The sequence below is a fragment of the Bifidobacterium jacchi genome (assembly GCF_009078285.1).
Taxonomy (GTDB): domain Bacteria; phylum Actinomycetota; class Actinomycetes; order Actinomycetales; family Bifidobacteriaceae; genus Bifidobacterium; species Bifidobacterium jacchi.
In genome coordinates this window covers 14,801-19,437 of record NZ_RQSP01000041.1, presented here as the reverse complement: position 1 = coordinate 19,437, position 4,637 = coordinate 14,801, and the positions used below count along the sequence as shown (strand labels likewise).

The following is a 4,637-nucleotide window of genomic DNA, read 5'->3' as shown; positions in this document are numbered from 1 at the left end:
ATATGCCGCCATTCCTGGTTTTTCTGGTTGGTTGCCAATTGGCAACCAACATGCCAGTGGTGAGAATGGTATATCCGTCAGAGGCGTGGCGGTCCCTCCCGGGTGAGACTCAGGCCAGGAGAGCTCACTCAGGAGGAGCACAGGGCGAGTCATGCCCGTGTAGTCATGCCGACGAGTGTGGGCAGTGTGGGCAGATCGGCTCGCGGAATGAGCACATTGAATCGTGCAAACGACGGGTCGAACACATCGACCTGTGCGCCGAGTGGTTTGCTGAGCGGGTCGTCGGCATACGCGCGCGGCAGCGGGGGCAGTGTATCAAGGAACCACTGATCGTTGGTCGTTTCGTTGGCGGGTGCGTTGGCTGGGGCGTTTGCCGGTGCGCTGGCCGGGGCGTTTGCCGGAGCACTGGGCGTTCTGCCGGTCGTTTCGTTGTATGGTTCGTTGTATGGCTCGTTGGATGTTCTGCTGACCGCGCTCTTGTCTGTTTCGTCGGCTGCGTCTTTGGCTGCTTCGCTGAATGCTGGATCGGCATCGTATGCGTACTGGGTGCGATCATATGCGCGGCTGTACTGTGTGAGGTCGTTCTGTGCATGAACGTACTGTGCGCGGGTGTTCGGTACACGCTGGAGCAGATGGTTGATGACGGTTTTCGGCAGGGGCGACCATGGTTCGTCGAGCCGATAGTGGGCATCGGTGCTTGTGACGCTTGTAATAAACCATCGGCGACTGGTCCCGTCACCCCATCGCATGAACCGGTACAGTCCTGCCATGAACGCCTGCCAATGCGGGTTGCGTACGCGACGGATGACTCTTGAAAACGGTATGCACAGATCGTCTCTGCCCGGGTGCACTGCGATCTCGTTGATGAATGATTTCAGGTGCGCCCATGTCTCGCCACTTGCGATGCGCTCCTCGCATGGGGAATCCTGAACGTATCCGATCAATCGCAGCATCGCGTTGTCGTCAGTCACATCGAGAGCGCTGCCTGCATTGCCGGCATCGGTGCCTGTGGCATCGGCTGCGTCTGTGGCGGGGAATGCGTCACGCTCAATGTAAAACCGGAAACCGGCCCGCTCAAGTCCGGCCGACAGCTTGCCGTAGCTGATTTCTCGCTGTCCGCGCAATGCCCTGAATATCGATGATTTTTCGATTCCGGTATGCTTCGCGAGTTCGTACTCGCTCCAACCCGTCATGCGAATGATATGGCGGAACACGTCTGCTGTCGCGCATGGCATGGCGTTATCCATGATGGTGCTCCCCGCTATCGTGCTATCCGCGACGGCCCTATCCGCGACGGTGCTTACCTCGGCCGCTGCTGCGCTCATTCGCTCGTTCGTCATATGCTTCATTCCGCTCATTCAGACAGGTTCGACATGTCTTGGTCAGTCAGGATACTTCAGGATACTTCGAGTGTGGCGAGAAGCGCGCGATGATCGGAACCGCTGATCTCGACGGTGGCGAGATCAGCGACGGTCACGCCCTTGTCGTGAATGATGTGGTCGATTTCGATCAGCGGCGGAATTCGCGAACCGGACGGATACGTGAAGTGGAAGCCCTGACCGGCCTGTTCGCCGGCGTCGACGAATCGATCGCCCAGCAGCGCGCGGAAACGCGGATGATCCCACGTGGAATTGAAATCACCCATCACCACATACGTCCACTGATAGTTCTTCAGATCGCCGATCGTGTTCAGACCTTCGCTCCACAGGCTCTGCAGCCCGCGAGTCGGAGAATTCGGATGCGCAGAGACGAATCGCACCAGCTTGCCGCCGATCGATATGGTACCGGCCGGCATCTGCGAGGTCTCGACCGGCAACAGGCTCTGCGAGGCGTTCGACATCGGCGCCATCGTCCACACGCCGTTCAGACCGCCGTTGTCATTCGCGGACGGCGCCGAAACAATGCTGTACGGCAGCACATCGTACAGGCCGGCGGAGCGCAGCTCGCCGAGAAGCTCGTCGCTGACCTCCTGCAAGGCAAGCACTTCGACATGCTCGTCGCGCACCGTGCGCACGATATCGGACGCGCTCGCATTGCCCTCCTTGGTGTTGAGCGTCATCAGACGCGCCGCCTTGTCATCCGTCTTCGCGGCCGCGGCGACCGTCTGCCGGGCGGAATCCGAAATATGGACGGTTGGCATGAAGAATCCGATATGCCACATCACCTGAATCACCACGCATGCCAGCGAAACCGCAGTCAGCAGCTTGCGACGCCACAGCAGCGCGAACAGGAGCACCACCACGGAGACGATGCCGAGCACCGGCACGAATGCGATGATCTCCGGAAGCAGGCGACCGTCCTGATCGACGTTCGGCGCTACGCGAAGCGCCATGACCGCCACGCATGGAATGGTCATCAGCCACAGCAGCGAACTCAGCACGCCATGCTTGCCGGGTTTGACGAACCAGTTGATCACGAAGTTGCCTCCTGAGCGCGTAGGGACCGGCTGCGCGGCTGCTGCTGGCTGCGCGGCGGTTGAGTGCGCGCCGAGCGGCTGCGCAAACGCCGCTGACGGCTGCGGCATGGGTTGCGGCATGGGTTGCGATTGCGGCGATGCAGGCGGCCACTGTTGGGGATACTGCTGGGGATGCGTCGAATTGTCGCTTTGGTCCGCGTTCAGTTGCGGCACATGCTGCGGCACAGATTGCGGCACAGATTGCCACAACGCTGATCGCGAGGGCTGTGATGATGCTCTGCGGACTGTCGGCATGACCTTGGTGTCGCCCACGTCCGAGATCGGCTTGAATGATTGCGTGATCGGTCGGGTACGACCGGTGTTCGTCGGGATGAAGCTGGGCGGCAGAGGTTCGATGGATTCAGTGGTCCGTTCTGCGAAGTCGTCCGCGAAGTCGTTTGCGGAGGCATCTGTGGCGGCGTCCGCAAAGGCATCCTCACGTGACGCATCGACTGACGATTGCTCGTCGAGCCTTTTGAATTCCGTCATGCTCGCTCCCGCCTGAACCGTGTCACCGTGTCATACCGTGTAATCACGATGACTGGATTCGAGCGTATCGCGTACGAATCGCCCGCGACGCGATAACGCACGGATATCCGCAACTTCCCCACCGTACGCCCGCGTGCCGTACGCCCGCGTGCCGTACGCCCGCGTGGCAGCATATGCCGCTGATAGTCCTGCACAATCCGCGATGCCGACGCCCGCTTCCAGCCGCGCACATTGGATTGGGCGTGCAGCCAGCCCAGTCAGCGATCATAGGTCGTATGCTGGCGTGTCATACAATGGCGGTATGACCGGTTTCATTCCAACTCTTGACCAGATCGACGAGCTGCACCGCCGCATCGCCCCGTCACAGGCCGCGTATGACCTGGTGCACACCCATTGCGTGATCGTCGCGACGATCGCACGCGAACTCGCCCATCATCAAAATGCATTGTTCGCGCACCGATGCGAACTCGACAGCGCGAATGACGGCACGGTGAACGCCAGCAGTACCAGCGATGCCAGCAGTACCAGCGATGCCAGCGGCAGCAACAACCGCAGCAACAGCAGCAGTATCAATGACACCGCCGACGTCAGCAATTCCCGCTTTGTTGCAGACGACGGCGTGACCGGCGGTAGGGTGCCGCAGCGTCTGATCGACGAGCATCTGGTGACGATTGGCGGACTACTGCACGACATCGGCACCTACCGCGTGTTCAAACACGACGGAGCGGACGGCGAACCGCTGAAATTCAGCGGAAAACGTTATATTCTGCACGGATTGCTCGGTTATGAATATCTGCTGGAGCAGGGCGTCGACGAGTCGATCGCGCAGTTTGCACGCAACCACACCGGTGTGGGGCTCACGCGTGAGCAGGTGATCGCCCAGGAGCTGCCACTGCCTCCGGATGACTATGCGCCCGTCAACCTCGAGCAGGAGGTGGTGATGGTTGCGGACAAGTACCACAGCAAGTCCACGCCGCCGAAGTTCCTGACCGTCGAGGCCTACACGGCCAAGGCAGCCAGGTTCGGGGAAGCGAATCGTGAGCACTGGCTGGCTCTCGTCGATCAGTACGGCGTACCCGACGTGGCCGCGCTGGCAAAGCGGTACGACATGCGATTGGTGTGATCGGCGGCCAGCCGCCCTCCCGCACTGTGCACGTCCTTCCGGCCTGAGTCTCACCCGGGAGGGCCAGCCGCCCCTCCGGTGGATATACCGTTCGCCCCAATGGCATGTTGGTTGCCAATTGGCAACCAGTCAGAAAAACCAGGAATGGCGGCATATCAAGGATCCGCGTTGTACGAACAGCGTGCGGTTGGTTGCCAATTAGCAACCAACATGCCATTGCCGAAACACTACTGACGAACCGCACCCTCAGACCTGCGCGCGACTTCCCGCCCTAAGTCCCATAACTCGGGAGGGCCCGCCGCCCCTCCGGTGGATATGCCATTCTCACCACTGGCAGGTTGGTTGCCAATTGGCAACCAATCAGAAAAACCAGGAATGGCGGCATATCAAGGATCCGCATTGCGCGAACAGCGTGCAGTTGGTTGCCAATTAGCAACCAACATGCCAGTGGCGAGAACGAGTGACGCGAACGATTGGCTAGTGTCCTCCGTCAGAAGTTCGTTGACGAATTCACTACCCCTCAGTCCCGCTTCGCGGTCCAGCTCGATCCGCAATCATGGACGCGCTGCG

At 60.4% G+C, this 4,637-nt stretch carries 3 protein-coding genes; 1 reads left to right on the top strand and 2 read right to left on the bottom strand.

The window, feature by feature from the left end; all coding sequences use genetic code 11:
• Positions 1-149: 149 nt before the first annotated feature.
• Together EHS19_RS08980 and EHS19_RS08975 are read right to left on the bottom strand one after the other, a co-directional pair.
• Complete coding sequence (locus EHS19_RS08980) at positions 150-1,340, bottom strand: helix-turn-helix domain-containing protein (RefSeq protein ID WP_151917417.1); 1,191 nt, start codon at positions 1,338-1,340, stop codon at positions 150-152.
• Positions 1,341-1,396: 56 nt separating this feature from the next.
• Positions 1,397-2,944 (bottom strand): endonuclease/exonuclease/phosphatase family protein, encoded by a 1,548-nt coding sequence (locus EHS19_RS08975; RefSeq protein WP_241677183.1) that lies wholly within the window; start codon positions 2,942-2,944, stop codon positions 1,397-1,399.
• A gap of 301 nt (positions 2,945-3,245) precedes the next feature.
• Between EHS19_RS08975 and EHS19_RS08970 the strand changes: the two genes are divergently transcribed.
• The gene (locus EHS19_RS08970) at positions 3,246-4,067 is read left to right on the top strand and encodes an HD domain-containing protein (RefSeq protein WP_151917416.1); all 822 of its coding nucleotides are present in this window, start codon (positions 3,246-3,248) and stop codon (positions 4,065-4,067) included.
• The last annotated feature ends 570 nt before the right edge of the window (positions 4,068-4,637 follow it).